24 protein-coding genes and 4 tRNA genes are annotated in these 25,282 nt (G+C 60.2%); 13 read left to right on the top strand and 15 right to left on the bottom strand.

Annotation, left to right across the window (positions count from 1 at the left end; genetic code table 11):
- Positions 1-17 precede the first annotated feature (17 nt).
- The 4 genes from AB1J88_RS25080 to AB1J88_RS25095 form a co-directional block, all read right to left on the bottom strand.
- Complete coding sequence (locus AB1J88_RS25080; protein ID WP_108183840.1) at positions 18-1,364, bottom strand: sigma-54-dependent transcriptional regulator; 1,347 nt, start codon at positions 1,362-1,364, stop codon at positions 18-20.
- The gene (locus AB1J88_RS25085; protein WP_047296636.1) at positions 1,361-2,950 is read right to left on the bottom strand and encodes a sensor histidine kinase; all 1,590 of its coding nucleotides are present in this window, start codon (positions 2,948-2,950) and stop codon (positions 1,361-1,363) included. The genes AB1J88_RS25080 and AB1J88_RS25085 overlap by 4 nt, the downstream gene beginning before the upstream one ends.
- Positions 2,940-3,173: a PP0621 family protein gene (locus AB1J88_RS25090; RefSeq protein WP_027612810.1), complete on the bottom strand. Its 234-nt coding sequence runs from the start codon at positions 3,171-3,173 to the stop codon at positions 2,940-2,942. Before AB1J88_RS25090 ends, AB1J88_RS25085 begins: the two co-directional genes overlap by 11 nt.
- 125 nt (positions 3,174-3,298) lie before the next feature.
- Positions 3,299-4,321 (bottom strand): outer membrane protein assembly factor BamD, encoded by a 1,023-nt coding sequence (locus AB1J88_RS25095; RefSeq protein ID WP_041065336.1) that lies wholly within the window; start codon positions 4,319-4,321, stop codon positions 3,299-3,301.
- 151 nt (positions 4,322-4,472) lie between these two features.
- Between AB1J88_RS25095 and rluD the strand changes: the two genes are divergently transcribed.
- From rluD to AB1J88_RS25135, 8 genes are all read left to right on the top strand, one after another.
- Entirely contained in the window at positions 4,473-5,435 is a 963-nt protein-coding gene (gene rluD / locus AB1J88_RS25100; RefSeq protein WP_047296633.1) for a 23S rRNA pseudouridine(1911/1915/1917) synthase RluD, read from the top strand.
- On the top strand, positions 5,432-6,154 hold the full coding sequence (gene pgeF / locus AB1J88_RS25105) for a peptidoglycan editing factor PgeF (protein ID WP_041065342.1): 723 nt from the start codon (positions 5,432-5,434) through the stop codon (positions 6,152-6,154). The genes rluD and pgeF overlap by 4 nt, the downstream gene beginning before the upstream one ends.
- 131 nt (positions 6,155-6,285) lie before the next feature.
- Positions 6,286-8,850 (top strand): ATP-dependent chaperone ClpB, encoded by a 2,565-nt coding sequence (gene clpB, locus AB1J88_RS25110; RefSeq protein ID WP_430292178.1) that lies wholly within the window; start codon positions 6,286-6,288, stop codon positions 8,848-8,850.
- A gap of 295 nt (positions 8,851-9,145) precedes the next feature.
- Positions 9,146-9,221 (top strand) — tRNA-Asn (locus AB1J88_RS25115).
- A 9-nt stretch (positions 9,222-9,230) separates the two neighbouring features.
- Positions 9,231-9,307 (top strand) — tRNA-Pro (locus AB1J88_RS25120).
- A 5-nt stretch (positions 9,308-9,312) separates the two neighbouring features.
- A tRNA-Lys gene (locus tag AB1J88_RS25125) sits at positions 9,313-9,388 on the top strand.
- A 97-nt stretch (positions 9,389-9,485) separates the two neighbouring features.
- Positions 9,486-9,562: transfer RNA gene (locus AB1J88_RS25130), tRNA-Pro, on the top strand.
- A gap of 160 nt (positions 9,563-9,722) precedes the next feature.
- The gene (locus AB1J88_RS25135; protein ID WP_430292179.1) at positions 9,723-11,348 is read left to right on the top strand and encodes a methyl-accepting chemotaxis protein; all 1,626 of its coding nucleotides are present in this window, start codon (positions 9,723-9,725) and stop codon (positions 11,346-11,348) included.
- 159 nt (positions 11,349-11,507) lie between these two features.
- Here AB1J88_RS25135 and AB1J88_RS25140 read toward each other — a convergent pair whose 3' ends face one another.
- The 4 genes from AB1J88_RS25140 to AB1J88_RS25155 all read right to left on the bottom strand — a co-directional run bounded on the left by AB1J88_RS25140 (position 11,508) and on the right by AB1J88_RS25155 (position 14,245).
- On the bottom strand, positions 11,508-12,806 hold the full coding sequence (locus tag AB1J88_RS25140; RefSeq protein ID WP_041065349.1) for an NAD(P)/FAD-dependent oxidoreductase: 1,299 nt from the start codon (positions 12,804-12,806) through the stop codon (positions 11,508-11,510).
- Between the two features lie 63 nt (positions 12,807-12,869).
- Positions 12,870-13,043 carry a DUF3094 family protein gene (locus tag AB1J88_RS25145; RefSeq protein ID WP_003228304.1) on the bottom strand — a complete coding sequence of 58 codons (174 nt, stop codon included), beginning with the start codon at positions 13,041-13,043 and terminating at the stop codon, positions 12,870-12,872.
- Between the two features lie 51 nt (positions 13,044-13,094).
- Complete coding sequence (locus AB1J88_RS25150; RefSeq protein ID WP_041065352.1) at positions 13,095-13,622, bottom strand: MOSC domain-containing protein; 528 nt, start codon at positions 13,620-13,622, stop codon at positions 13,095-13,097.
- Positions 13,619-14,245 carry a DUF1780 domain-containing protein gene (locus AB1J88_RS25155; RefSeq protein ID WP_003228301.1) on the bottom strand — a complete coding sequence of 209 codons (627 nt, stop codon included), beginning with the start codon at positions 14,243-14,245 and terminating at the stop codon, positions 13,619-13,621. Before AB1J88_RS25155 ends, AB1J88_RS25150 begins: the two co-directional genes overlap by 4 nt.
- Before the next feature lie 129 nt (positions 14,246-14,374).
- Here AB1J88_RS25155 and AB1J88_RS25160 point away from each other — a divergent pair, with 129 nt between their 5' ends.
- The 3 genes from AB1J88_RS25160 (at position 14,375) to AB1J88_RS25170 (ending at position 15,809) form a co-directional block, all read left to right on the top strand.
- The gene (locus AB1J88_RS25160; protein WP_430292180.1) at positions 14,375-14,842 is read left to right on the top strand and encodes an FAD/FMN-containing dehydrogenase; all 468 of its coding nucleotides are present in this window, start codon (positions 14,375-14,377) and stop codon (positions 14,840-14,842) included.
- The gene (locus AB1J88_RS25165; RefSeq protein ID WP_222018316.1) at positions 14,839-15,528 is read left to right on the top strand and encodes an energy-coupling factor ABC transporter permease; all 690 of its coding nucleotides are present in this window, start codon (positions 14,839-14,841) and stop codon (positions 15,526-15,528) included. The genes AB1J88_RS25160 and AB1J88_RS25165 overlap by 4 nt, the downstream gene beginning before the upstream one ends.
- 65 nt (positions 15,529-15,593) lie before the next feature.
- Positions 15,594-15,809, top strand: a complete 216-nt coding sequence (locus AB1J88_RS25170; protein ID WP_222018318.1) for a hypothetical protein — start codon at positions 15,594-15,596, stop codon at positions 15,807-15,809.
- 6 nt (positions 15,810-15,815) lie between these two features.
- On the opposite strand, the gene yacG is transcribed toward AB1J88_RS25170, so the two are convergent.
- The 5 genes from yacG to pilB are packed head-to-tail and all read right to left on the bottom strand — an operon-like array spanning position 15,816 to position 20,427.
- Positions 15,816-16,016: a DNA gyrase inhibitor YacG gene (gene yacG, locus AB1J88_RS25175; protein WP_430292181.1), complete on the bottom strand. Its 201-nt coding sequence runs from the start codon at positions 16,014-16,016 to the stop codon at positions 15,816-15,818.
- Entirely contained in the window at positions 16,013-16,636 is a 624-nt protein-coding gene (gene coaE, locus AB1J88_RS25180) for a dephospho-CoA kinase (protein ID WP_430292182.1), read from the bottom strand. Before coaE ends, yacG begins: the two co-directional genes overlap by 4 nt.
- Entirely contained in the window at positions 16,633-17,505 is an 873-nt protein-coding gene (locus tag AB1J88_RS25185; protein ID WP_086792844.1) for a prepilin peptidase, read from the bottom strand. Before AB1J88_RS25185 ends, coaE begins: the two co-directional genes overlap by 4 nt.
- A 1-nt stretch (position 17,506) precedes the next feature.
- Complete coding sequence (locus AB1J88_RS25190; protein WP_430292183.1) at positions 17,507-18,724, bottom strand: type II secretion system F family protein; 1,218 nt, start codon at positions 18,722-18,724, stop codon at positions 17,507-17,509.
- Between the two features lie 2 nt (positions 18,725-18,726).
- Positions 18,727-20,427 carry a type IV-A pilus assembly ATPase PilB gene (gene pilB, locus AB1J88_RS25195; protein WP_430292184.1) on the bottom strand — a complete coding sequence of 567 codons (1,701 nt, stop codon included), beginning with the start codon at positions 20,425-20,427 and terminating at the stop codon, positions 18,727-18,729.
- A gap of 228 nt (positions 20,428-20,655) precedes the next feature.
- Here pilB and AB1J88_RS25200 point away from each other — a divergent pair, with 228 nt between their 5' ends.
- Both AB1J88_RS25200 and AB1J88_RS25205 read left to right on the top strand, forming a co-directional pair.
- Positions 20,656-21,096 (top strand): pilin, encoded by a 441-nt coding sequence (locus tag AB1J88_RS25200; RefSeq protein WP_041065372.1) that lies wholly within the window; start codon positions 20,656-20,658, stop codon positions 21,094-21,096.
- Between the two features lie 295 nt (positions 21,097-21,391).
- Entirely contained in the window at positions 21,392-21,748 is a 357-nt protein-coding gene (locus AB1J88_RS25205; RefSeq protein WP_007963876.1) for a BON domain-containing protein, read from the top strand.
- A gap of 234 nt (positions 21,749-21,982) precedes the next feature.
- Here AB1J88_RS25205 and AB1J88_RS25210 read toward each other — a convergent pair whose 3' ends face one another.
- Complete coding sequence (locus AB1J88_RS25210) at positions 21,983-22,279, bottom strand: DUF2845 domain-containing protein (protein WP_086792838.1); 297 nt, start codon at positions 22,277-22,279, stop codon at positions 21,983-21,985.
- The gene (locus tag AB1J88_RS25215; protein WP_430292185.1) at positions 22,279-25,227 is read right to left on the bottom strand and encodes a DUF748 domain-containing protein; all 2,949 of its coding nucleotides are present in this window, start codon (positions 25,225-25,227) and stop codon (positions 22,279-22,281) included. Before AB1J88_RS25215 ends, AB1J88_RS25210 begins: the two co-directional genes overlap by 1 nt.
- Positions 25,228-25,282: the final 55 nt, after the last annotated feature.

Consider the following 25,282-nt stretch of genomic DNA (forward strand, 5'->3'; position numbering starts at 1 on the left):
TGCGATCTTTTAACGAATCAATCCAGACCGAGTTTCTTCAGCCGATAGCGCATCGAGCGAAATGACAGACTCAAGCGCTGCGCCGCTGCCGTGCGATTCCAGCGGGTTTCCTCCAGCGCCTGCAGGATCAGCTTGCGCTCGACGTTCTCCAGATAATCCTCAAGGTTGTCGATCCGGGTAAGATCGGCGATGCCGCCCTCGACCGCGCAATTACCTTCGCTGAGGCGTAAGTCTGCCGCCTCGATCAACTGGTTTTCACACAGCGTGTGCGCCCGTTCGAGGACGTTTTCCAGCTCTCGCACATTCCCCGGGAAGCGGTAACTCTTCAGCGCCTCAAGCGCCTGTGGGTGCAGGCGGGCCGCCGCTCGACCGCTGCCTGCCGCCAGACGCTGGAGCATGTGTGCAGCCAATACCTGAATGTCATCGCGCCGTTCGCGCAGGGACGGCACGCGCAGTTCGATCACGTTCAAGCGGTAATACAGGTCCTGGCGAAAGCGCCCGGCGGCGACCTCGGCCTCAAGATCCTTGTGGGTAGCACAGAGAATGCGCACATCGACCACCGCTTCCTGCTGGCCGCCGACACTGCGCACGGCTTTCTCTTGAATCGCCCGCAGCAGTTTGACCTGCATCGCCAGCGGCAGGTCCGCCACCTCGTCGAGAAACAGGGTGCCGCCATGCGCGGCCTGGAACAGCCCGGGTTTGTCCTCGACCGCGCCGGTGAAGCTGCCCTTGCGATGGCCGAAAAACTCGCTTTCCATCAGCTCGGACGGAATCGCCCCGCAATTGACCGGCACAAATGGCTTGCTGGCGCGCGGTCCCTGTTCGTGGATCAGCCGTGCGACCAGTTCTTTGCCGCTGCCCGACTCTCCGCTGATGTAGACCGGCGCCTGACTGCGCGCCAGCTTGTCGATCTGTTTGCGCAGATCGCGCATGGGCAGCGAGTCGCCGAGCAGGCGCCGATCTATCGACGTGCCGGCGCCGCCCACCGCCGGCATGCGCAACGCGGTGCTGACCAGTTCGCGCAAGCGCGTCAGATCAACCGGCTTGGTGAGGAAGTCGAAGGCGCCGGCCTTCAACGCATTGATCGCTGTTTCCAGGCTGCCATACGCGGTGATCATCGCCACCGGCAGTTGTGGATGACGTTGCTGGATGTGCTGCACCAGGTCCAGCCCCGTGCCGTCGGGCAGGCGCATGTCGGTCAGGCACAGGTCGAACGCATTGCGTTGCAACAGCGCCTGGGCTTCGCCGAGGTTGCGAGCACTGAAGGTGTCGAGTTTCATCCGTCCCAGGGTGATTTCCAGGAGTTCGCGGATATCCGGCTCGTCGTCGACGATGAGGATTTTTTGCCGTGGGCTCGTGTTCAACTTTGTTTCCGTCCGTGAGCAAAGGTGATGCGAAAGCAGCCGCCGCCTTGGCGTGGTTTGAAGTCTAGGCGCGCCTGGTTGCTTTCGCACAGCTCACGGGACAGATAAAGCCCAAGGCCGGTGCCCTGGCTGCTGGTGGTGAAGAAGGGTTCGAACAGATGCGGTTGTTGATCCAGTGGTACACCGGGGCCATTGTCCTGGACTTCAAGCACCGCCAGCTGGCTCTCGGGGTCGATGAACAGCGCCAGCCAGACCTCGGCCTGCTCGTGCAGCAGGGCGCTGTGGCGCCAGCCGTTACGTAACAGATTGTCGAGAATCTGCGTAAGCTGATCCGGATCCATCAACGTGATGAAGTCCCCGGAATTGATCCGCAAATGAATCGACTGCCGCTCGCTCGCCTGTTCGCGGCTCTCGGCAACGAAGTGCTCCAGCCATGGCTTGAGATCCAGGCGCTGAGGGGCGCTCTGCTGGCGGCGCGACAGTTGCAGGACGTTTTCGATGACTCGGTTCATGCGCTGGGAGTGGTCTTGAATGATCTGCGTCAGACGCCGATCCGCACCATCGAGTTCCTCGGACTCGCCCAGCAGCTGCGCGGCGTGACTGATGGCGCCCAGTGGATTGCGGATTTCATGGGAGATGCCGGCGGTCAGGCGCCCGAGCGCGGCGAGCTTGAGTTGCTGGGCCTGCTGCGCGACTTGCGCCAGATCTTCGAGGAACACCAGGGTTTGCTGGTTGGGGCTCTGATCGAGGGCGATGAAGTTCGGTTGCAGTTCCAGGCCATTGCCGGGAATCTTCAGACTCTGCGGGCGCAGGGTCGGGTTGCTCAGCCACAGTTGCAGGCGCTCGACCAATGCCGGCGAATAGTCGCTGATCAAATGGCCTTCAAGATGCGACTGGGCCAACAGCGTCTTCGCACTGTGGTTGGCCAGCTGGACCCGGCGCTGCTCGTCGAGCACCAGAATGCCGGTACGCATGCGTTGCAGAATCAGAGCGTTGAGGGCTTCAAGGCTGGTGACTTCGCTGGCGCGCTGTTCGGCGAGATTTTCGCTGACTTCCAGGCGCCGGATCAGGCCCTGGACCAGCAGCGATGCGGCAAAACACAAGGCGCCCAAGGTTCCGGCTTGCAGATAGTCATTGGCGCTCAGGGGATGGCTCAAGCTCAGCAGGAAGCTTGAGCCGACAATGCCAAGTGCGCCGATGGCGGCGATCAGCAGGCCAATGCGCCGGCGCAACAAGGTGTTGCTGATCGCCACCGAGACAATCAGCAGGTTGCCGATCGCGCTGGCCACCCCGCCCGCCGCGTAGAACAAACCGCACAACAGCAGCACATCCACCAGCGCCAGACTGAACAGCTGCGAGGGCCGCCGGGTATTTTCCAGAAACACCACCAGCAGGATGTTCAGCACCAGATACAACCAGCTGCCACTGCGCAGCAGATCGTCGTCGGCCGACGTCAGCAGGCGATTGTCCATATTGCTGGAGATCAGCAGCACCAGCGTGATGCCGACACTCAAACGGTAAAGATGATAAAGGCGCAGCAGGCGCTGCGCCTGTTTACGGTCGGCGTTGGCGGCCTCAGCGATCACTGGCACCCGGGCCTTGCTCAAGATGAGCCTGGCTGCAATACCATTGTTGCTGAAGGTTCAGCGCGCGGTCGCGGGGCAGATGCACGCCGCAGTGGGCGCAGCGCACCATCGGTGCGGCGTCTTGCTCGCGGGGCGATTGAGCAGACGAGGCGGGCGCCTTGAATTTGCGCCACAGCCATACCGCGGCGAAAATCAGGACAATCCAGAACAGTAAACGAAGCATGATGGGCGGCTTTTCGGCTAATGATTCGGCAGTTTAGCCAAGGCGCCGGCAGGCGCACAGACTATTAACGCGCCGCCACAAAAAAGGGAGATCCGCAGATCTCCCTTTTCATGTAACCGATGTGATCAGTCGAACACGCCGAAGGTCATGTAGCTGAACCACGAACGATCTTCGTTGTTGCCTTCGGCTTCATGACGCTCTTCCTCGATCACGTCGCCGTTTTCGTCTTTAGGCTTGAGCTCGTTCGGGATCGCGTCTTTCGCGTCCTGGAACTGCTTCTGCACGTCCTGGTTGGCGCGGGTTTCTCCCGGCGGCAACGGTGGACGCGACTCGATCAGGCCCAAAGTCGCCTTGCTCAGGAACGAGCGGTTGTCGGCTTCGGCAACCGATGGCACGAACTGACCGTCCTGCAGACTCGGGTGATTCGGGTAGTTGAGTTTCAGGGTTTCCAGACTGGTAGCGGCCAGTTCGTCCAGGTGCAGACGCTGGTAAGCCTCGGTCATCACCGCCAGGCCGTCGCCGACCGATGGAGTTTCCTGGAAGTTTTCCACTACATAACGGCCACGGTTGGCGGCAGCGACGTAGGCCTGACGGGTCAGGTAGTAGTCGGCTACGTGGATTTCGTAGGCGGCCAGCAGGTTGCGCAGGTAGATCATGCGCTGCTTGGCGTCCGGCGCGTAGCGGCTGTTCGGGTAGCGGCTGGTCAGTTGGGCGAACTCGTTGTACGAGTCGCGGGCAGCGCCAGGGTCACGCTTGGTCATGTCCAGCGGCAGGAAGCGCGCCAGCAGGCCGACGTCCTGGTCGAACGAGGTCAGGCCCTTGAGGTAATAGGCATAGTCCACGTTCGGGTGCTGTGGGTGCAAACGGATAAAACGTTCGGCGGCGGACTTGGCAGCTTCCGGCTCGGCGTTTTTATAGTTGGCATAAATCAGTTCAAGCTGTGCCTGATCCGCGTAGCGACCGAACGGATAACGCGACTCCAGAGCCTTCAGCTTGGCCGTGGCGCTGGTGTAGCTGTTGTTGTCCAGGTCGGTCTGAGCCTGCTGGTACAGCTCGGCTTCGCTCAGGTTTTCGTCGACGACTTCCTTCGATGAGCAAGCAGCGGTCAATGCGAGGATGGCGATCAGCAGCAGGTGTTTCACTTGCATGGCGGCTTGCGTCCCTATGACGGCCGCTGTCTTGGGCGGGGCCGTCCTGTTATGATGAGCGCCCCGTTGAAAAGCCTCGGGGCAAAAGACGCCGTATTTAACCACAAGCGCGCAGCCGAAACCAAAGGCTGTGCCGACGCCCAGTCAGAGCATGTCCGATAAAATTGAACTTCGCGCAGAGGTGCCGTCCGATTTGGGCGGCCAACGCCTCGATCAAGTCGCCGCCCAACTCTTCGCTGAGCACTCACGCTCGCGCCTTTCCGCCTGGATCAAAGAAGGTCGCCTGACTGTGGACGGGGCGGTCATCCGCCCGCGCGACATCGTGCATGGCGGTGCCGTCCTTGAGCTGACTGCCGAGCAGGAAGCCCAGGGCGAGTGGATCGCCCAGGACATCGAGCTCGACATCGTCTATGAAGACGACGACATCCTGGTGATCAACAAGCCTGCGGGCCTGGTGGTGCACCCGGCTGCCGGCCACGCCGATGGCACCTTGCTCAATGCCTTGCTGCACCACGTGCCGGACATCATCAATGTCCCGCGTGCCGGTATCGTGCATCGCCTGGACAAGGACACCACCGGTCTGATGGTGGTGGCCAAGACCATTCAGGCGCAGACCAAGCTCGTTGCCCAGCTGCAGAGCCGCAGCGTCAGCCGGATCTACGAGTGCATCGTGATCGGTGTGGTGACCGCCGGGGGCAAGATCAACGCCCCGATCGGTCGCCATGGTCAGCAGCGCCAGCGCATGGCCGTGATGGAGGGCGGCAAGCCGGCCGTCAGTCACTACCGCGTGCTGGAGCGTTTCCGGTCCCACACCCACGTGCGGGTCAAGCTGGAAACCGGCCGGACCCACCAGATCCGTGTGCACATGGCGCACATCAACTTCCCGTTGGTCGGCGACCCGGCGTACGGCGGTCGTTTCCGCATTCCGCCGGCGGCGAACCCGACCATGGTCGAGTCGCTCAAGCACTTCCCGCGTCAGGCGCTGCACGCGCGTTTCCTTGAGCTGGATCATCCGACCACCGGTGAACGCATGAGCTGGGAATCGCCGTTGCCGGAAGATTTCGTCTGGCTGCTGACCTTGCTCAAGCAGGATCGCGAGGCCTTCGTCGGATGAACTGGCTGACGCCGGACTGGCCTGCGCCGGCCAGCGTCAGGGCCTGTGTCACCACCCGCGAGGGAGGTGTCAGCGAGGCGCCGTTCGACAGCCTCAATCTGGGCGATCATGTCGATGATCGCCCAGACGCAGTCGCCGAGAATCGTCGGCGTCTGACCGAACATTTCTCTATAAAGCCTGCCTGGTTGCAGCAAGTGCACGGCATTGTCGTGGCTCATGCTGATCCGGGCGTGGTGGCCACCGCCGATGCCAGTTGGACGGCAACTCCCGGGATTGCCTGCACGGCGATGACTGCCGATTGCCTGCCGGCATTGTTCTGCAACCGGGCCGGCACTCGCGTCGCGGCGGCCCATGCCGGTTGGCGCGGGTTGGCGGCCGGCGTACTGGAAGCCACCCTCGATCATCTCGACACCGCTGCGGCGGACGTGCTGGTCTGGCTCGGCCCGGCCATCGGCCCGAAAGCCTTTGAGGTCGGCCCGGAAGTACGCGAAGTCTTCGTCAAGCAACTGCCGGAAGCAGCAGCCGCCTTCGTGCCCAGCCACAATGCTGGCAAGTTCATGGCTGACATCTATCTGCTGGCGCGCCTGCGTCTGGCGGCCAAAGGTGTCACGGCGGTTTATGGTGGCGGTTTCTGCACGGTGACCGATCCGCGCTTCTTTTCTTACCGCCGTGCGTCGCGCACGGGGCGCTTTGCCTCCCTTGTCTGGCTCACCCGCTAAGCTTGTCTGATCTACATCAATCTCCCGACGCTTGAATCTCCCAGAATCGACCGCATCTACAGTGGTATCTGGCAGGTTTCTTTATTCAGGATGGTTTTTAGGTCCGACCTGCTCAAAAGGAAGGTGACCCCATGCGTATAGACCGTTTAACCAGCAAATTACAGTTGGCGTTGTCCGACGCCCAATCCCTGGCCGTTGGCCACGATCATCCGGCCATCGAGCCGGCGCACTTGATGCAAGCCATGCTTGAACAGCAGGGTGGTTCGATCAAACCCCTGCTCATGCAAGTGGGCTTCGACGTCAACAGCCTGCGCAAAGAGCTGACCAAAGAGCTCGATCAATTACCGAAAATCCAGAACCCGACCGGCGACGTCAACATGTCGCAGGATCTGGCGCGTCTGCTCAATCAGGCTGATCGTCTGGCCCAGCAGAAGGGCGACCAGTTCATTTCCAGCGAGCTGGTGCTGCTCGCCGCGATGGACGAGAACAGCAAACTGGGCAAACTGCTGCTCGGCCAGGGCGTGAGCAAGAAAGCCCTGGAGAACGCAATCAACAACCTGCGCGGTGGTGAGGCGGTGAATGACGCCAACCACGAAGAGTCGCGTCAGGCACTGGACAAATACACCGTCGACCTGACCAAGCGCGCCGAAGACGGCAAGCTTGATCCGGTGATCGGCCGTGACGACGAAATCCGCCGTACCATTCAGGTGCTGCAACGTCGCACCAAGAACAACCCGGTGCTGATCGGTGAGCCTGGTGTGGGTAAGACCGCGATTGCCGAAGGTCTGGCCCAGCGGATCATCAACGGCGAAGTGCCGGACGGGCTCAAGGGCAAACGTCTGCTGTCGCTGGACATGGGCGCGCTGATTGCCGGTGCCAAGTATCGCGGTGAGTTCGAAGAACGCCTCAAAGCGCTGCTCAACGAACTGTCGAAGCAGGAAGGGCAGATCATTCTGTTCATCGACGAGCTGCACACCATGGTCGGCGCCGGTAAGGGCGAAGGCTCGATGGATGCCGGCAACATGCTCAAACCGGCATTGGCTCGCGGCGAGTTGCATTGCGTCGGCGCAACCACGCTCAACGAGTACCGCCAATATATAGAGAAGGATGCCGCCCTCGAACGGCGCTTCCAGAAAGTGCTGGTGGACGAGCCGAGCGAAGAAGACACCATCGCCATCCTGCGTGGCCTCAAGGAGCGTTATGAGGTTCACCATAAGGTGGCGATCACTGACGGTGCGATCATCGCGGCCGCCAAGCTCAGCCATCGCTACATCACTGATCGGCAGTTGCCGGACAAGGCCATCGACCTGATCGACGAGGCTGCCAGCCGCATCCGCATGGAGATCGACTCCAAGCCGGAAGTGCTGGATCGTCTGGAGCGTCGCTTGATTCAGCTCAAGGTTGAATCCCAGGCACTGAAGAAAGAAAGCGATGAAGCGGCGATGAAGCGCCTGGAAAAACTCCAGGAAGAAATTGTCCGCCTCGAACGTGAGTACTCGGATCTGGAAGAAATCTGGAACTCGGAAAAAGCCGAGGTTCAGGGGTCGGCGCAGATTCAGCAGAAGATCGAACAGTCGCGTCAGGAACTGGAAGCCGCGCGCCGTAAAGGCGACCTCAACCGCATGGCCGAATTGCAGTACGGGGTGATCCCGGATCTGGAACGCAGCCTGCAAATGGTCGACCAGCACGGCAAGAGCGAGAACCAGTTGCTGCGCAGCAAGGTGACCGAAGAGGAAATCGCCGAAGTCGTTTCGAAGTGGACCGGTATTCCGGTGTCGAAAATGCTCGAAGGCGAGCGCGACAAGCTGATGAAGATGGAAAGCCTGTTGCATCAGCGTGTAATTGGTCAGGACGAGGCGGTGGTTGCGGTCTCCAACGCGGTACGGCGTTCGCGCGCCGGGCTGGCGGATCCGAATCGTCCGAGCGGTTCGTTCATGTTCCTCGGCCCCACCGGGGTCGGTAAAACCGAGCTGTGCAAGGCGCTGGCCGAATTCCTCTTCGACACGGAAGAGGCAATGGTGCGGATCGACATGTCCGAATTCATGGAGAAACATTCCGTGGCGCGGCTGATCGGGGCACCACCAGGCTACGTGGGTTACGAGGAGGGCGGTTACCTGACCGAAGCGGTACGTCGCAAGCCTTACTCGGTGATCTTGCTGGATGAGGTCGAGAAGGCGCACCCGGACGTGTTCAACATCCTGCTGCAAGTGCTGGAGGATGGACGCCTGACCGACAGCCACGGACGTACGGTGGATTTCCGTAATACCGTGATTGTCATGACCTCGAACCTCGGCTCGTCGCAGATCCAGGAACTGGTCGGTGATCGTGAGGCGCAGCGTGCAGCGGTGATGGACGCGCTGACCAGTCACTTCCGTCCCGAGTTCATCAACCGGGTCGACGAAGTGGTGATCTTCGAGCCATTGGCGCGGGATCAGATTGCGGGCATTACCGAGATCCAGCTGGGCCGTCTGCGCAGTCGTCTGGTCGAGCGCGAGCTGAAGCTGGAACTGAGCCCGGAAGCGATGGACAAGCTGATTGCCGTGGGTTACGACCCGGTGTATGGCGCACGTCCGCTCAAACGTGCGATCCAGCGCTGGATCGAAAACCCGTTGGCGCAGTTGATCCTGTCGGGGCATTTCCTGCCGGGCGACACGGCAACCGGCAAGGTCGTGAACGACGAAATCGTTTTCGACTGAGCGGTAAAGCCAATGAAATAAGGAAGGCCTCGCTTTGCGAGGCCTTTTTTTCGTTAGGCTGTTGAACTCTAAGGAAAAGGCTTGTAAAGTGCGCCCCGCAGTCAGTCACCCGCAGCATCTCAGCTCACTGAGCTGAAATCTGAAATAAGTTGCAAATCATTAACTTGAAAGCGATTTAGGGGGTTGACAGAGGTGTTCTAGGTTGTAGAATAGCGCGCCTCAGACACACGAACGCAGCGATGCGAACGACGTCTAAGAGCTGTAAGTTTCACCGTTGTAAATTGAAATATGTAGTTCCGTGATAGCTCAGTCGGTAGAGCAAATGACTGTTAATCATTGGGTCCCAGGTTCGAGTCCTGGTCACGGAGCCAATTTCAAGCCGGGGTATAGCGCAGTCCGGTAGCGCGCCTGCTTTGGGAGCAGGATGTCAGGAGTTCGAATCCCCTTACCCCGACCATTTTTGGGTCGTTAGCTCAGTTGGTAGAGCAGTTGGCTTTTAACCAATTGGTCGTAGGTTCGAATCCCACACGACCCACCATTTTTGAAACCAGGTAACACTGGGATCGAATCTTAAGATCAGAGGCCAAAAGCGCTGATCGAAGAAGGCGATCTTTGAAAGGTCGCCTTTTTTTTACCGGGGTATAGCGCAGTCCGGTAGCGCGCCTGCTTTGGGAGCAGGATGTCAGGAGTTCGAATCCCCTTACCCCGACCATATTAAAAATCCTCGTATCGAAAGATACGGGGATTTTTTTGTCCTCGCGTCAGACAATTCCTTTCAAGTCATCGTACAACTTGCCGATAGCCCGCTAACGAGAGGGGCTGCCACTGTTCGCCCCTTCAATCTGGCCAATACAAGAATAAGGGCGTTCGTCATGTTGCTTCGTCAGTTGAATATTGCTCCACGTGCCGCGCTGGGTTTTGCCCTGATCGCGGTCCTGGTGGCGTTGCTCGGCGTATTTGCCTTGGGGCAGATGTCGAGCATCCGTGACAGTGAGGTCGCGGTCGAGAGCCAGTGGCTGCCGAGCATTCGCGGCGGTGACGAAATTCGCGAGCTGATGTTGCGGATCCGTACGATTTCCCTGCGCATGGCCCTTGATCAGGATCCGCAGAACATCGCGACTTACCGCAGCCAGATGGACACCCGCGACAGGGAACTGAGCGAGAAGATCGCCGCCTACGACAAACTGGTCACCACGCCGGAAGGCCAGCAGCTCTATGACCAGTTCAAAAAAACCTTCGCTGCCTATCGCACCGGCATTGCGCAATCCTTCACCCTGGCCGATCAAGGCCGGCGTGAAGAACTGACCAAACTGTTGCTGATTGATATGAAGACCGTGGTCGATGGCTCCGGCAAGCAGCTCAATGACTTGGCGGATTTGTTCGCCAGGCAGGTCGCCGCGGAAAGCCAGAAATCCGCTGACCACTACCAGACCTCGCGCACCATCGTCAGCCTGTTCATAGCGCTGGCGGCGCTGGCCACGGTGGCGCTGGCGATGTTGCTCACCCGCAGCATCGTCCGTCCGCTGAGCAGCGCCGTCAGCGCTGCCGAAAGCGTGGCCCGGGGCGACCTGACCCGGCTGATCGAAACCCCCGGTAACGATGAAGTCAGCCGATTGCTCAAGGCGCTCGCAACCATGCAGCAAAACCTGCGGGAAACGCTGCAAGGCATCAGCGGTTCGGCCACGCAACTGGCGAGCGCTGCTGATGAACTCAACGCGGTGACGCTCGACAGCACACACGGCTTGCAGCAGCAGAACAACGAAATCGAACAGGCGGCGACGGCGGTCAATGAAATGACCACGGCCGTTGAAGAAGTCGCTCGCAATGCCGTGTCGACATCCGATGCCACCCGCCAATCCAGTGAGTCGGCGCAACTGGGGCAGGCGCGGGTCATTGATACCGCATCGGCCATCCATGCGCTGGCCAGCGACGTGCAGCATACCGGCGAGTTGGTGCAATCGCTGGCCAACCAGTCACAGGACATCGGCAAAGTGCTGGATGTGATCCGTGCCATTGCCGAGCAGACCAACCTGCTTGCGCTCAACGCCGCCATCGAGGCGGCCCGTGCAGGGGAAAGCGGACGAGGTTTTGCGGTGGTCGCCGACGAAGTGCGGGCGCTGGCCTATCGCACCCAGCAATCGACGCAGGAGATCGAGCAGATGGTGCAGGGCATGCGCAGTGGTTCAAGCCTGGCGCTGGACTCAATGCAGGCCAGCGCTGCACGGGCCACGACCACACTGGCATTGGCCGAGCGCGCCGGGGAAGCGCTGGAAACCATCACCGCTTCGGTGCATGAGATCCATGAGCGTAATCTGGTGATCGCCAGTGCCGCCGAAGAGCAGGCGCAAGTCGCGCGGGAAGTGGATCGTAATCTGGTGAACATTCGCGACCTGTCGGTCCGTTCGGCGACGGGTGCCGATCAGACCCGTGCGTCGAGCCAAGAACTGTCGCAACTGGCCAACGCACTGCAAGGCATGGTGCGCCGCTTCCAGCTCTGATGAGCGGTGATCGATTGCAGGAGTGAGCCTGCTGATTTTGTGAGCTGCACAAAACAATATGGGAGCGTGGCTTGCCCGCGATAGCGGCGGATCAGTCAACATCATCGCCGACTGAGCGACCAGCTACCGCTGGCAAGCCAGCTCCCACAAGTTTTGGTTTTAGTGCAGCTTCAGGCGTGGCTCGGTACCGCGACCGATCTTGCTGCCCAGCATCAGCATCGCCGTGCGGAACGGTCCGTACAGCGCCATCTGGTGCATGCGATACAGCGACACGTAGAACATCCGCGCCAGCCAGCCTTCGAGCATCACGCTGCCGGTCAGGTTGCCCATCAAGTTACCCACAGCGGAAAAACGCGACAGCGAGATCAGCGAGCCGTAGTCGGTGTACTTGTACTCCGGCAGGGTTTTGCCCTCGATACGCAGCTTCAGCGACTTGGCCAGCAACGATGCCTGTTGGTGTGCGGCTTGTGCACGCGGCGGCACGTTGCGATCCGAACCCGGTTGCGGGCACGCGGCGCAGTCACCGAAGGCGAAAATGTTTTCGTCGCGAGTGGTCTGCAACGTCGGCAGCACTTGCAGCTGATTGATGCGGTTGGTTTCCAGGCCGTCGATGTCCTTGAGGAAGCCCGGTGCGCGAATCCCGGCGGCCCAGACTTTCAGGCTGGCCTTGATCACATTGCCATCGGCGGTGATCAGGCTGTCGGCGGTCACTTCGCTGACCGCCGCATTGGTCATCACATTGACCCCGAGTTTCTCCAGGGTCTTGTGCACTGGGCCGCTGATGCGCTCCGGCAGGGCTGGCAGCACCCGCGGGCCGGCCTCGATCAGGGTGATGTGCATGTTCTCCGGTTTGATCCGGTCCAGACCATAAGCCGCCAGTTCATGCGCCGCGTTGTGCAGTTCTGCCGCCAGCTCGACACCCGTGGCGCCGGCACCGACGATGGCCACGCTGATCTGCTCGACCACATCGGTCTGTCCGGCATGCGCGCGCAGATAGTGGTTGAGCAGTTGCTGGTGGAAACGCTCGGCCTGTTTGCGGGTGTCGAGGAACAGGCAGTGCTGCGCCGCGCCCTGGGTGCCGAAATCGTTGGTGGTGCTGCCGACGCTGATCACCAGCGTGTCGTAAGGCACTTCACGCGCCGGTACCAGTTCCACGCCGTTCTCGTCGTAGGTGGCGGCCAGCTGGATTTTCTTCTGCGCCCGATCAAGCCCGCTCATGCGCCCCAGCTGGAACTCGAAGTGGTTCCATTTCGCCTGGGCAACATAGTTGAGTTCGTCTTCGGAAGAGTTCAGCGATCCGGCGGCCACTTCGTGCAGCAGGGGTTTCCAGATGTGCGTCAGGTTCGCGTCGACCAGCATCACGCTGGCCGTGCCGCGCTTGCCCAGAGTCTTACCCAGACGGGTAGCCAGCTCCAGACCGCCGGCGCCGCCGCCGACAATGACAATACGATGGGACATAGGGATAACTCGCAAGGTTTTTAAAGGAAATCGGTGCGGTTACCCGAGCGAGCGCCAGGCAGCTCATAGCGTCAGGTAACTGATAAGTCGGCTCAGCAAGCCCAGACCAATGGTCACTGCCAGCACCAGCACCAGGAGCATCCACGGCCGGAAAGGCCGGCGCTCGACACGGTGTTGGGACAACTGCAGGTACTCTTCGACATGCTTCTGGTCTTCGGGGTTCAGGCGGCTGGTCATAAAGGCCTCGTCAGGTAGACGTTGCTGAAGGTGGAGACGCTACAGCGGTTTTTATCCCGGGTTGAACGCAGCATAGCCACTGGCCGGAACCGGTTCGACAGAAACACCGTCGTCGAGGCGGATGATCCCGCTTTGTAACACCCGGGCGGTAATTCCGCCATGCCCGCGCACCGCTTGAAAGGTGCCGGGGCCGAGGTTGTTTTGCAGGCGCGCGCAGGGCTGACACCAGCCAGTGGTCTCGAATATTGCCTGACCAATGCGAAAGCGCCGACCCTTGAGACTAAACAGATTGATACCGCTGATGACCAGATTGCGCCGCAGGTCTTCAGGCTTGACCGGATGATCCTGTGACCGGCCCATCAACGCGCTGATCACGGCCAGGTGTTCGAACTGAATCAACGTCACCTGCCGCGCGTTGCGTACTCCCGGCCGGGCGTGATCGCCAGTCAGTCCGGCCTCCAGTCGTGCTTCCACCGCGTCGAGTTCGATCATCGGCCCGCGAGACTCGGGGCGCACGCCGATCCAGCGCACGCGCCCGGTCTGTGGGACGTCGGCAATCAACTGCTGCAGCGGCGTCACAGGCTGATCCCGACATCGAAGACGATGCTGCGACCGAGGTTGCTGCGCAGGAAATCCGGTGCATCAGGATGCGCGAACAGCACCCGGGCGAAGGTCGGCCCGACCAGCGACAGCGAGCGCCAGCCCTGCCGCAGATACTCGGTGGGCGGTGGAAAGTGGCTGTTGAGGTCCAGCACTTCGCGCTTGAGACTGGCGAAGGCGATGATGTCCAGTTCGCCCAGATCCATGCCGCGTTCCTTGTAGTTGTGCGCTTTTTTGCGCAAGGTCGGCGCCAGCCGCAGCAAGAATTCATTGGCCGGGATCCGCCGTGGCTTGGCTTCACGGCGCACCAGTTGGCTGAGGGAAAATGCACTGCGCCGGCGTTGCAGTTCGTCGCGCCATTCGTCGTTGAGTCGGCGGCCTTCGTCGAGCACGAAAAACACTTCGAAATTGGCATCGCGAAACAGCACATCCGGCGGCTCGCCAGCAGGGGCAAACTCATCGGCGCGGTAAGGAATGTTCAAGCCTTGCAGCAGGCGCTGGCAGACCCAACGCTCACGCTCCCATTTGCGGGCATTGGACAGGAACGCGTTGGCTTGCTCGGCCGCGATGGTCAGCAGGCGTAAATAATCTGAGTCATCCATAAGCCCAAGCTTAGCGTTCAATTGCGACAAGCTGAAAGCACCACGCGGCAATGTGTGTCAGTGGGCGGTTGCAATGGGCGGTGTAGACTGATGAAAACCGTCCATTAATGCCAAATCGAGGGGATGAACGTGAAATTTCGCTGGCTGCTGGTGTTGGCTGTGATTCCGCTGTGGGCCCAGGCGCTTGAAATCGGTGAGCGGATGGCGCCCTGGACGCTGCTGGATCAATACGATCAGCCCTTTACCCTCGACAGCGCCACTACGACGCTGCTGGTGGCGCGCGACATGGACGGCGCCAAGCTGATCAAGCAGGCGTTGAAAGACCAGCCAAAAGGCTATCTGGAGGCGCGTCACGCAGTGTTCGTCGCTGACATCCAGCGCATGCCGGCGCTGATCGCGAAGATGTTCGCGGTTCCGGCGATGCGTGACTACAGCTATCGGGTCATGCTTGATCGTGAAGGCAGGGTGGCGTCGCGTTATCCCGGCGCCGAAGGCTCGGTGCTGTGGCTGCAACTCAAGGACGGCCGACTGCTCGAGCAACATGAGTACACCGACGCGGCCCAACTGCACGAGGCACTGGAGAAGGCCCGCCCATGATCGGCGCCGAGTTGCTGTCATCGCAAAGCCTGACGGTCGGCTGGCTGATCTATCTGCCGGTGCTTATCTGGGCGATCTGTCGTGCGCCGTGGGTCGAGTTGTTCAGTGACAGTCGCCGTCAGCACCTGCTGTTCGGCACCGTGTTCGCCGTGTTTTTGCTGTGGATGGTGCGCAGGGATTTCGACACCGGGGTTTCTTATCACTTCATCGGCATGACCGCGGTGACACTTTTGCTGGACTGGCCGCTGGCGATTGTCGGCGGGCTGGTGGCGCAGATCGGGTTGGTGTTGCTCGGGCGTCAGGATCTGCTGGCGGTCGGGGTCAACGGTACGTTGCTGATCCTGTTGCCGGTGTTGATCACTGAGTGCGTGGCGATCATCGTCGAGCGTGCCCAGCCGCGAAATCCGTTCGTGTATATCTTCTGTTCCGGATTCTTTGCCGCGGCGTTGTCGGCCTTGTTGTGCCTGACGTTGAGCCTGAGCCTGCTATGGTACGACGGTCTGTTTGCCATGCCGGAATGGCTGGAAGACTTCATCGGCTACCTGTGGCTGCTGATTTTCCCCGAAGCCTTTATCAACGGCATGGTGATCAGCGCGCTGGTGGTGTTCAGTCCCGAGTGGCTGGAAACCTTCAACCGCACCCGCTACCTTTCGGCGCCCTGGAAGGACGACGATCCCAAGTCTTGATCCACATCAAACCCGCCACCCGCACGGCATTTCATGCTCGGCCAAATTCCTTCAGGAGCAGCGGCATGAGTGTTTACGAGTGGGCGAGGCAGGAAACGCGGCAGAATCTGGAGATGGCGCTGGAGGTCGGTTTCGATCCGGGCCTGAGTTTGCGCGCCTTGCTCAGCGCGGTGGTGCAACAGAGCAAGACGGTGCGCAACGCCGAAGACCTGGCCGACGAGTTGCGCTTTCTCGCGGAAAACCTCGACGACGATCAGGACTACGGCTTCATGCGGCCCTGATCGCGATCAGTGACGCGGGTCGAAATCGCCGGAGAACATTTCGTCTTCGGCATCCGGGGCGACCGGAATCTTGTGCTCTTCGGACGCCCAGGCGCCGAGGTCGATCAGCTTGCAGCGATCGGAGCAGAACGGGCGGAATTTGTTCTCTGGGGTGAATTCCACGGGGGCGCCGCAGGTTGGGCAGTCAACGGTTGGGTTTGGGCTCATGCTTGGCCTCCGGATAAAGTCAGGTAAAAGTGATGCAGGCGCTCGACTTCGCTGTGCAGCCAGGCGAGGTCACGGTCGTTGACCACCACATCGTCGGCACGGCTCAGGCGGTCTTCGCGGCTCGACTGGGCCTTGAGGATCGCCTGGACCTGCTGTTCGCTGGTCTGGTCGCGCTGCAAGGTGCGTTCGATCTGCAATTGTTGCGGGGCGTCGATCACCAGGATGCGCTGGGTCATCGCGTATTGCCCGGATTCGATCAGCAGCGGTGACACCAGAATCGCATAAGGCGATTTTGCCAGCGCCAGATGGTGAGCGATTTCCTCGGCGATCAACGGATGCAGCAGGGCTTCGAGCCAGCGGCGTTCTTCCGGCACTTCAAAGATCAACTTGCGCAGGGCCGCACGGTCCAGCGTGCCATCGGCTTGCAGGACGCCGGACCCGAAGTGTTCGGCAATCTTCGCCAGCGCCGGACGCCCCGGCTCGACCACCCAGCGCGCTGCGTGATCAGCGTCGACCACATGAATCCCGAGATCGATGAAGTGCTGGGCCGCGGCGCTTTTGCCGCTGCCGATGCCGCCGGTCAGGCCGAGAATCCAGGGTTTTTCCACAGGGGTATTCATTTCAAACCGACAAACTGCCAATAGAAGTCGGTTATTTGACCACCCCAGAGCAAGGCAATCCAGCCGGCAATTGCCAGATACGGGCCGAAGGGCATCGGCGTCGAGGTTTTCTGCTCACGCAGCCGCAGCAGAATCACCCCGACAATCGCCCCCACCAGCGACGACAGCAGAATCGTCAGCGGCAGAATCTGCCAGCCGCCCCAGGCCCCGAGCAGCGCCAGCAGCTTGAAATCGCCGTGGCCGATGCCGTCCTTGCCGGTCAGCAGCTTGAACAGCCAGAACACCGACCACAGCGCCATGTAGCCGGCCACCGCGCCCCACAGCGCGGCGTGTAGCGAGACGAACAGCCCGAAGCTGTTGACGATCAACCCCAGCCACAACAACGGCAACACCAGCACATCGGGCAGCAATTGATGCTCGGTGTCGATCAGGCTCATCGCCAACAGACCCCAGGTGAGGACGATCAACAAGGCGGCCGGCCAGCCGAAACCCAGATGCCAGGCGACGAATGCCGAGAGCAGGCCGCAAGCCAGTTCGGTCAGGGGATAACGTTTGCTGATGGGGGCGGCACACGCCGAACAGCGTCCACGCAGCAACAGGTAGCTGAGCAGCGGAATGTTTTCCCACGGCCGAATCCGGTGGCCGCAGTGCGGGCACTGGGAATGCGGCAGCATCAGGTTGTAGGTCGGCAGTGGCGTTTCGCTCGGCAGGCCGAGGACGTCCTGCGCCTGCTGGCGCCAATCACGCTCGAGCATTTTCGGCAGACGCCAGACCAGCACGTTGAGGAAACTGCCCACCACCAGACCCAGCAGCAGGGCGGTGCACACAAAGGCCAGCGGATACAGACTGAAGAGTTGGTCGATAGGCATGTCAGATCGCTGAGCCGAGCTGGAAAATCGGCAGGTACATGGCCACGACCAACCCGCCGACGATGACCCCGAGCACCACCATGATGAACGGTTCCATCAGGCTGGTGAGGTTGTCGACCATGTTATCCACTTCGTCCTCATAAAAACCGGCGACCTTGTCGAGCATGTCATCCAGCGCGCCCGACTCCTCACCGATCGCGGTCATCTGTACCGCCATGTTCGGGAACACCCCGGTGCTGCGCATGGAAAAATTCAGCTGCATGCCGGTGGCGACGTCCTGGCGGATACGCAGCACTGCACGTTTGAACACCACGTTGCCGGTAGCGCCGGCCACCGAATCCAGTGCCTCCACCAGCGGTACGCCAGCGGCGAAGGTGGTCGACAAGGTGCGGGCGAATCGCGCCACCGCCGATTTGTACATCAGCGTGCCCACCAGCGGCAGCTTCAGCAGCCAGGTGTCCTTGCGGTCGCGCAATGCCTGGGATGTCTTCAGCGCATGACGGATGCCGAACACCGCTGCAATCAGGGCGCCGAGCACCGCCCACCACCATTGCTGCATGAACTCGGAGATGCTGATCACCATCAGCGTGAAGGCCGGCAGTTCAGCGCCAAAACCGGAAAATACCGCCTGAAACTGCGGCACCACTTTCACCAGCAAAATCCCCGTGACCACCATCGCCACCAGTACCACGGCGGCGGGATAGGTCATGGCTTTCTTGATCTTGGCCTTGAGTGCTTCGCTTTTTTCCTTATAGGTCGCGACCCGTTCCAGCAACGTATCGAGGGCGCCGGATTGCTCGCCGGCATCCACCAGGTTGCAATACAGCTCATCGAAATACTGCGGCTTCTTGCGCAGGGCGGCGGCGAAGCTGTTGCCGGCTGCCACCTCTTGCTTCACTTCGTCCACCAGTTTGCGCATCGCCGGGTTGTCGAAGCCTTCGCCAATGATGTCGAACGACTGCAACAACGGCACGCCAGCCTTCATCATGGTTGCCATCTGCCGGGTGAACAGGGCGATGTCCTGGGCCTTGATGCGTTTGCCGAGGCTGAGCAAGGACGTTGATTTCTTGCGCACCTTGCCCGGGTTGATGCCTTGTTTGCGCAGCTGGGCCTTGATCAGCGCAGGGTTCTGCCCGCTCAACTCGCCCGTGACCTTGCTGCCTTTGCGATCCGTGCCTTCCCAGGCGTAGATGCTGATTTTCGCTGCCTTGACCGCCATGTTCAGTCCTTGGTGACCCGGTTGATTTCTTCCAGGCTGGTGATGCCTTGCATGGCCTTGTGCAGGCCCGAGGTGCGCAGGTCGTCGAAGCCGTCGCGACGCATCTGGCTGTCGATTTCCAGCGAGTTGCCTTCGGCCATGATCAGCCGCTGCAGCTCGGAGGTGTTTTTCACCACTTCATAAATCCCCACGCGTCCCTTGTAGCCGCCGTTGCAGTGATCGCAACCGACCGGCTCGTAGATCGTGAAATTGCCGATCTGTTCCGGCGGGAAACCTTCCTTGATCAGCGTTTCGCGGGGGATTTCGATCGGTTTCTTGCAGTGGTTGCACAGCTTGCGCGCCAGGCGCTGGGCGATGATCAGGCTTACCGAGGTGGCGATGTTGAACCCGGGAATGCCCATGTTGTGCAGGCGGGTCAGGGTTTCGGCGGCGCTGTTGGTGTGCAGCGTGGACAGCACCAGGTGGCCGGTCTGTGCGGCCTTGATCGCGATTTCGGCAGTTTCCAGGTCGCGGATCTCGCCGACCATGATCACGTCCGGGTCCTGCCGCAGAAACGAACGCAGGGCCTGGGCAAAATCCAGACCCTGTTTCGGATTGACGTTGACCTGGTTGATGCCTTCCATGTTGATTTCCACCGGGTCTTCGGCGGTGGAAATGTTGATGTCGACGGTATTGAGAATATTCAGGCCGGTGTACAGCGATACGGTTTTCCCCGAACCCGTAGGCCCGGTTACCAGAATCATCCCTTGGGGCTGCTTGAGCGCGGCCATGTACAGTTCTTTCTGTGCCGGTTCGTAACCCAATGCATCGATGCCGATCTGCGCGCTGGACGGGTCGAGAATCCGGATCACCACTTTTTCGCCCCACAGGGTCGGCAGGGTGTTGACCCGGAAGTCGATGGACTTGGTCTTCGACAGGCGCATCTTGATCCGCCCGTCCTGGGGTTTGCGTCGCTCCGAGATATCCAGGCTGGCCATGACTTTCAGGCGTGCGGCGATCCGGCCGGCCAACTGGATCGGCGGTTTGGCCACCTCGCGCAGGATGCCGTCGGTACGCACCCGCACCCGGAAGTTTTTTTCGTAGGGTTCGAAATGCAGGTCCGACGAGCCACTTTTGATCGCGTCGAGCAGCATCTTGTGCACGAAACGCACGACCGGCGCGTCATCGGCGTCGAGTCCGCCGATGGCGTCCTGGCGGCTGTCGTCGACGGACTCGACATCCACGCCGTCGAGATCGACGTCGGCCATTTCTTCGAGGCCGCTGGCGTGGGTGTCGAAGAATTTCTCGATGGCCTCGGTGAGCTTGTCGTCTTCTACCAGAATGGCTTCGGTGCTCAGCCCGGTGCTGAACTGAATGTCGTTGATCGCCTGATGGTTGCTCGGGTCGGAAATGCCCACGAACAGTTTGTTGCCCCGGCGCCACAAGGGCAGGGCGTGGTGCTGGCGCACCAGTTTTTCACTGACCAGGCCTTTGGGCTGGGTTTCCTTGTCCAGGCAATTGAGGTCCATGAAGGCCATGCCGAAATGCTCGGAAGCGATCTCGGCGACCTGTGAGCTTTTCACCAGTTTGTTCTGCACCAGGTAGCTGACCAGCGACAGCCGATTGCGCTGCGCCTGCTGCCAGGCCTGCTGGGCACTTTTTTCCGTAAGCAGTTCGGCCTGTACCAATTGCTTGGCCAGACCGCTCAGAGCGATGTCATTCATGGGGATTCCGGATGCTGACAGTTCATGACTTATAGCCTAGTCAAGTGACAGCGCCAAACACGCCCGGTACAGGTGACAAAAAGTGTCAGATAGTGCGGTTAGAGGTTGTAGGAAAGCGCGATATCGCGCGTTGATGCCCAGCGCACGGGGTCTGCAGGCGGTTGGCATGGCCTGTGCTGAGCCCTTTGCAGATCATGAGATTCCGACTCATGCATGGAGAGCCTGTCTATGAACAACCAAAAGGGTTTCACACTGATCGAGCTGCTGATCGTGGTGGCGATCATCGGCATTCTGGCGACTATCGCCCTGCCGCAATACTCGAAATACCAGGCCCGTTCGAAAGTGACAGCGGGTCTGGCAGAAATCAGCGCGCTCAAAGTGCCGTTTGAAGACACCATCAATCAAGGTACGGATCCGACGCTGACACTGGTGGCGGGCGGCGCTTCTGCGACCACGTCGAACTGCACACTGGCGGCCTCTGGGACGGCCTCGACCGGTGCCGGCACCATCACGTGCACACTGGTGAACGCACCGGGTCCGGTATTGGGTAAGACAATCACGCTCACCCGTTCAGGCGCTGCAACGGGCAGCACCTCTGGCGTGTGGACCTGCGCAACCACCGTCAACCCTGACTACTCGCCAAAAGGTTGCACTGCCAGCGGCACTTGATGCGAGGGCCTGAATGGCAAATGCCCCGATCTTCGGGGCATTTTCATTTCCAGTGCAGTAAAAAAAGCTTCAATAATTTCAGCCATTTAGGAACTTTCCAAAAAACCGCAACTTGCATGTCGATAATCCACGCGTCATGCAAATTGCATGATTCCGAAAATTTGTCTAATTCGTAACTAATTGATTTATAAAGATTTATTGTCTTTCGAAAAGTTGGCACAGCGTTCGCAATATACCCAGTAACCCTGCTGACAAGACAACCAGCAGACTTTCCAGAAAAACAGGAGTTACTCGTATGAAGAAGTTCGCTATCACTGCCGCTGCTGCTACCGCGCTGACCCTGACCATGGCTTCCGGTGCTTTCGCACAATCCACCCAGGCTACTCAGGCTCCAATGACTCTGGCTGCTGGTGAAATGACCAAGGCTAAAGAAGCTACTTCCGATACCTGGATCACGACCAAAGTCAAAAGCGACCTGGTAACCGAAAAAGGCATTCCTGGTACCGACATCAAAGTCGAAACCAACAAAGGTGTGGTTTCCCTGTCTTCTGACGTCGCTGTCACCGAAGCTCAGAAAACCACCGCTGTGAACATCACCAAGAAAATCAAAGGCGTCAAAGCGGTCTCCGCTGACGGCCTGAAAGCCGAGTAAGGCATGACTTCTCGCCTGGACCGGGAGAAGACGCGACAGACGGGCCGAGCAATACGTCTGCCGCAACTTTAGAGTTCATGCGAACGGTCACACGGATGTGACCATTACGGGCCCCGGCACTTGTGTCGGGGCCTGTTCTATTGGGTAGAAGCAAAAGATCGCAGCCTCCGGCAGCTTCTACAGTGGAATGCATTTCCCTGTAGGCGCTGCCGGAGGCTGCGATCTTTTGATCTTTCAGTTACCGCGCTTGCTGTTGATCTGCCGCAGGCGACTGCCTTCAAAGCGCAGGTATTGATACATGCCGTTGCTCGGGCCGTAGGTCCATTCCTCGACCTGAAATTCTTCGCGCCGGTTGGCGCTGCGTTTGTAGCCGAGGACATCGCGGCTGACCGGTTCGCCGCATTTCTGCAGCACTTCGCTGGCACGGTCGCCGAGACTGACCAGTTGGCTGCCACAGCGCAGCGTGTCGGAGGCCAGCGCAGGGCTGGCGGCGAGCAGCAGCGTCAAAGCCACCCGCCATTTGCGGTTCATCATTCGGCGTCCAGATGCATTTGCGTCACGACCCGGCCATCGCTCTCGGCCTCGCCCAGATTGGCATCGATGAAGTACACCCGGTCATCGGCCAGTTGGCCCTTGTCGACGAGATAGTCCTTGATGCTGCTGGCGCGTTCCTGACCCAACTGGCGCAGCAGGACATCGCTGGAGCTCCAGAACTTGATCACGCCGTCACGCATTTTCGCCGTGCGTTCTTCCTTGCCCAGATCCTTCCATTCGGCCGGCGGCTGGGTTTTCAGACGCGTGCGGTAGATGCCTTCGAGCAACGGGCCTTTCTCGTTCTCCGGCACTTGCAGCAGGGAAGCCTGGGCCGGCACCTTGTCGCCACGGCGCTGGAGCATCTTGTAGTAGTTGTACTGGTATTCGCGTTCCAGACGCTGTTCGGCCAGCAGCGGACCGTCGCTGCTTTGCGCGGCGGTGCCTTCGATCTCCAGGCGCAGGGTCGGACGTTCCTTGAGCGCCTGGGACAGTTTGTCCAGCGCTGATTCGGCGTCTTTGCTCAGGTCGCTCGAACCTGGGGCAAAGGACACGGTGCCGAGGTCTTCAGAGCCGCCGCCACTGACCAGTCCGCCAATCAGCTTGAACGGCGCGGCAGCCGCTTTGACGATCAGATTGCGCAGGGTCTGCCAGACGATCGGCATTACGCTGAATTGCGGGTTGTTGAGGTCGCCGGTGACCGGCAATTCGATGGAAATCTTGCCATCGACGTCCTTGAGCAGGGCAATCGCCAGTTTCAACGGCAGGCTCACGGCATCCGGGCTGTCGACTTTCTCGCCGAGTTGCAGCTGCTCGACCACCACTTTGTTTTCAGCCTTCAACTGGCCCTTGGTGATCAGGTAGTGCAGGTCGAGATTGAGCCGACCCTTGCGGATGCGGTAGCCGGCGAATTTGCCGGAATACGGGGTGAGCGTGGTCAGTTCGACGCGTTTGAAACTGGTAGCGATATCGAGGCTGGCCATCGGGTCGAACGGATTGACCGCACCTTTGATGGTCACCGGCGCATAGCGGTCGACCTTGCCCTTGACGTCGACGCTGGCCGGTTTTGCCTGACGGCTGTCGATGGTGCCGATCTGGCCGTTGAGTTGCTGAATTGCCGTGGCGAAGTTCGGGGTCAGGCTGAAGTCGGCGAAGTTGGCCGAGCCGTCATTGATCGCGATACCGCCAATGTGAATGCCCAGCGGTTTCGAGTGATTGGCGGGTTTGGCCGCTGCCGTTTTCGCCCCGGAATCGGCAGGTTGCGGGATCAGCAAATCATCAATGTTGGTGGTGCGGTCATCGTTGATCATGAACCGCACATACGGCTGGAACAGGTTGACCTTGTCAATCGACACACTGTCACCGTGTTGATAGTTGATGCCTTCAACCACCACTTGCTGCCATTTGAGGAAGTCGCGGGTTTTCAGGGTGTCGAGGGTGTGCAGTTGATCGATCTGCGCGCGCCCGGTAACGCTGAGTGCCAGTGGCTCGGTGCTCTTGAGGTTGACCTTGAGGTCACTGCCGAGCATGCCGCTGCGCAGTTCCAGGCGAATGAACGGATTGATGTAGGACTGCGCGACACGCAGGTCGATGTCCTGGGTCTTCACGTTGAGCTGGGCGCTAACCGGTGCGAGGTTGACCACGCCGTCGGCGTTGATCTTGCCTTGTTTGCCCAGACCGCTGTCGAGTCTGACCTTGAAGGGCGAACCGTTGAGGCTGTCGAAATCCTGCAGGTCGATATTCAGCGGCGTCACATCCAGCGCCACCGGCGGGTTGGCCGAACGGTCGGCGAGATGCACGGTGTAGTTGCGCAGTTGCACATCCTTGAGCAGCACCTGCCAGGGCTTGCTCGGCGCGGCCGGCTCTTTCGGCGAGTCGGCGGCGGCCGGAGTGGTCTTGGGTTCGGCGGCGGCCTTGGCGGCAGGTTTCGAGGGCTGGCTGGCGAACAGTTTCTGCCAGTCGAGCTGGCCGTCGGCTTCGAGCGCGGCCCAGGTTTCCAGTTTGTTGCTGCGGATCTTGCCGACCACTACTTGCTGTTTGGCCAGGTCCAGCGAGGTTTCGCTTACGTCGAGGCGTTCAAGTTTCGCCAATGGGCGTCCGTCCGGCGCCTTGATCGCGAATGGCGCAATGCTCACCGCGACGTTGTTCAACAGCAGTTCGGTTTCTTTCGACAGATTCAGTTTGTACTCGGTGCTGAGATTCAGAACGCCGTCTTCGAGTACCAGCGGCAGCGCGTCACGCACGTAAGGCCAGAAGGATTTCATCTTGCCGTCGGTGACTTTCAAGGTGCCTTCAGAGGTGAACGGGATCAGGCTGAAGTTGCCCTTCCAGTCGATCTGCCCACCGGCCGGGCCGGCAGCCACCAGGGTCATGTCGGCATTGTCTTCGGGCAGGGTGCTGAGGTTTTTCAGTTCGAAGTCGAGTTTGTCGTAAAGGAACTCGATGGGCTCGCTCGGCCGCGCGTCCTCGAAATGCACGTTGCCGCCGGCCAACTGAATGCGGTCGATGCGCAGCGGGAACGGTTTGGCATTCGGGTCGGCCGGGGTCGGCTCGCTGGCGGGAATCTTGAACAGGCCCAGCAGATTGAGCTGGCCGTCCTTGGCGAAGAGAATTTCAGTCTTGGGCTTGTCCAGCTCGATATCGGCCAGGTGCAGCGCCTTGGTCCACAGACTGTCGAGTTGCAGGTTGGCGTACAGCCGCTCGAAGCCGACTTGCTCCTTGCCCGGCTCACCGACGACCAGGCCCCACAGGGTGACTTCCAGGCTGAACGGATTGAGTTCGATGCGCTGGATATGCGCCGGCACCGTGGCGTAGTTCGCCAGTTGCTGGTTGGCGATACGCAGTGCGATGCCCGGCAAAATCAGAAACCCCAGCAGGCTGTAGAGGGCCAGAGCAGTCAACAAGGCGCCAATCGCGCGAATCAATCCTTTGGGCATGTGCGGCTTCATCTCTGAATCGGAGTGCCTTGGAGTATGGCACGCGATTCTGGTTCCGAAGTGCATC

Source organism: Pseudomonas sp. S8 (genome assembly GCF_050473925.1).
Classification (GTDB): domain Bacteria; phylum Pseudomonadota; class Gammaproteobacteria; order Pseudomonadales; family Pseudomonadaceae; genus Aquipseudomonas; species Aquipseudomonas parakoreensis.

Coding starts and splice junctions, on each gene's coding strand:
- AB1J88_RS25145 (WP_003228304.1), bottom strand. CDS start 13,043: ATGACCAGCCGCCTGAACCCCGAAGACCAGAAGCATGTCGAAGAGTAC.
- AB1J88_RS25190 (WP_430292183.1), bottom strand. CDS start 18,724: ATGGCGGTCAAGGCAGCGAAAATCAGCATCTACGCCTGGGAAGGCACG.
- yacG (WP_430292181.1), bottom strand. CDS start 16,016: ATGAGCCCAAACCCAACCGTTGACTGCCCAACCTGCGGCGCCCCCGTG.
- AB1J88_RS25210 (WP_086792838.1), bottom strand. CDS start 22,279: ATGAACCGCAAATGGCGGGTGGCTTTGACGCTGCTGCTCGCCGCCAGC.
- AB1J88_RS25135 (WP_430292179.1), top strand. CDS start 9,723: ATGTTGCTTCGTCAGTTGAATATTGCTCCACGTGCCGCGCTGGGTTTT.
- AB1J88_RS25205 (WP_007963876.1), top strand. CDS start 21,392: ATGAAGAAGTTCGCTATCACTGCCGCTGCTGCTACCGCGCTGACCCTG.
- AB1J88_RS25215 (WP_430292185.1), bottom strand. CDS start 25,227: ATGAAGCCGCACATGCCCAAAGGATTGATTCGCGCGATTGGCGCCTTG.
- AB1J88_RS25200 (WP_041065372.1), top strand. CDS start 20,656: ATGAACAACCAAAAGGGTTTCACACTGATCGAGCTGCTGATCGTGGTG.
- pgeF (WP_041065342.1), top strand. CDS start 5,432: ATGAACTGGCTGACGCCGGACTGGCCTGCGCCGGCCAGCGTCAGGGCC.
- clpB (WP_430292178.1), top strand. CDS start 6,286: ATGCGTATAGACCGTTTAACCAGCAAATTACAGTTGGCGTTGTCCGAC.
- rluD (WP_047296633.1), top strand. CDS start 4,473: ATGTCCGATAAAATTGAACTTCGCGCAGAGGTGCCGTCCGATTTGGGC.
- AB1J88_RS25165 (WP_222018316.1), top strand. CDS start 14,839: ATGATCGGCGCCGAGTTGCTGTCATCGCAAAGCCTGACGGTCGGCTGG.
- AB1J88_RS25140 (WP_041065349.1), bottom strand. CDS start 12,806: ATGTCCCATCGTATTGTCATTGTCGGCGGCGGCGCCGGCGGTCTGGAG.
- pilB (WP_430292184.1), bottom strand. CDS start 20,427: ATGAATGACATCGCTCTGAGCGGTCTGGCCAAGCAATTGGTACAGGCC.
- AB1J88_RS25170 (WP_222018318.1), top strand. CDS start 15,594: ATGAGTGTTTACGAGTGGGCGAGGCAGGAAACGCGGCAGAATCTGGAG.
- coaE (WP_430292182.1), bottom strand. CDS start 16,636: ATGAATACCCCTGTGGAAAAACCCTGGATTCTCGGCCTGACCGGCGGC.
- AB1J88_RS25095 (WP_041065336.1), bottom strand. CDS start 4,321: ATGCAAGTGAAACACCTGCTGCTGATCGCCATCCTCGCATTGACCGCT.
- AB1J88_RS25185 (WP_086792844.1), bottom strand. CDS start 17,505: ATGCCTATCGACCAACTCTTCAGTCTGTATCCGCTGGCCTTTGTGTGC.
- AB1J88_RS25090 (WP_027612810.1), bottom strand. CDS start 3,173: ATGCTTCGTTTACTGTTCTGGATTGTCCTGATTTTCGCCGCGGTATGG.
- AB1J88_RS25155 (WP_003228301.1), bottom strand. CDS start 14,245: ATGGATGACTCAGATTATTTACGCCTGCTGACCATCGCGGCCGAGCAA.